We start from the raw sequence: 1,609 nt of genomic DNA, 5'->3' as shown, positions 1-1,609 counted from the left end.
GCTTCCAGCAGCGCCTGCACGCACGCATGCGGGAGCGGCACGACCTGCAGGCGAGCCTGGACCAGGCCATCGCCGACGAGGAGTTCGCGCTGCGCTATCAGCCCGTCGTCGACATCAGCGCGAACGGCAGCACGGCGGGCAAAGAGGCCTCCGCCGAGATCGTCGGCTTCGAGGCCCTGGCCCGCTGGCCGCACCCCCGGCGGGGCCTGGTGCCGCCCCAGCAGTTCATCCCGCTCGCCGAGGAGACCGGACACATCACGCCGCTGGGCGCTTGGATCCTGGGCAGCGCCACCACCGCCATCGCCGCCCTGCAACGGGCGGGGACCTCTTCCCGGCGTCACCCCTACATCAGCGTCAACGTCTCCGCACGCCAGTTCCGCGACGCGGGCTTCCTCGACGAGGTGCGCAAAGCGCTGGGCACTCCCGGACTGGCGCCGGGATCACTTCAGTTGGAGCTCACGGAATCGGTCCTGATGCGGCCGGACAAACAGATCCAAGGGGTCATGCAGGAGTTGAAGGACCTCGGTGTCCGCATCGCCGTCGACGACTTCGGCACCGGCTTCTCCTCGCTGCGCTACCTGCGCGAGTTCCCCATCGACGTACTCAAGATCGACAAGTCGTTCATCGACGACATCACCGACGACACCCGCCAGCTCGCCCTCGTCGAAGGAATCGTCCACCTCGCCGACACCATGGGCCTGCAGGTCATCGCCGAGGGGATCGAACAGCCCACGCAGCGGGACCTGCTGACCGGCATGGGATGCGGTTTCGGACAGGGCTACCTCTTCGCACGGCCGCTGACGGCCGAGCAAGGCGACCGGCTCCTGCGCCGACGGGCAGGGCACAGCCCTGCCGCCGCAGGCCGTCGGTCCGGGCCGGGCGGCCGGTCCGGACCCGCGCCGGCTGCTACCGCTGCCGCCGCGTCCACGGCCACCGTGCCGGTCACACCGGATACGCCGACCGCCCCGATCCCCCCGGAGAGGGAGAACACCATGAGCGAACCGGACACCGAACTCGTGGAGGTGCGGCGCGGGCCGCGCTGGGGCGAACTCGACCGGCTGCGGCGGACCAGCCCGATGAGCGACTGCGTCCTGGACGAGGTCCGCGGCCGGCACATCCGCAGCGGGGACCACTGGCTCATCGACTTCGCCTCCTGCAACTACCTCGGCTTCGACTGCGATCCGGAGATCATCGACGCCATCGAACCCGCCGTGCGCCGCTGGGGAACCCACCCCAGCTGGTCCCGCCTGCTCGGCAGCCCCCGCCTCTACCCCGACATCGAGGAACGGCTCGCCGCGCTGCTCGGCGCCCCCGACACGCTGCTCCTGCCGACCGCCACCCTGATCCACGCCTCGGTGATCCCCGTACTCGCCGGCAAGGGCCAGGTGTTCGTCGAGGCCGCCGCGCACCGCACCGTGTACGACGGCTGCGTCGCCGCCCGCGGGCAGGGCGCGACCCTGCGACGCTTCCACGCGGACCGCCCGAACGAACTGGCCCTCATGCTGCGGGCGGCGCCCCACGGCACACCCCGTCTGGTCTGCCTCGACGGGGTCAACAGCATGAGCGGCAACATCGCCGATGTGCCCGAACTGGCCGGGCTGTGCCGGGA

Annotated in this window: 1 protein-coding gene; it reads left to right on the top strand. The window is 71.1% G+C overall.

The window, feature by feature from the left end; all coding sequences use genetic code 11:
• Nucleotides 1-1,609: EAL domain-containing protein (locus ACQKIP_RS46960; RefSeq protein ID WP_427745817.1), on the top strand; the 1,609-nt coding region annotated here is incomplete at both ends.

Origin of the sequence: Streptomyces sp. NPDC059900 (genome assembly GCF_050270335.1) — a bacterium.
GTDB lineage: Bacteria > Actinomycetota > Actinomycetes > Streptomycetales > Streptomycetaceae > Streptomyces.
The sequence above is the reverse complement of the archived record's forward strand: the minus strand, read 5'-3'. Positions and strand labels throughout refer to the sequence as shown.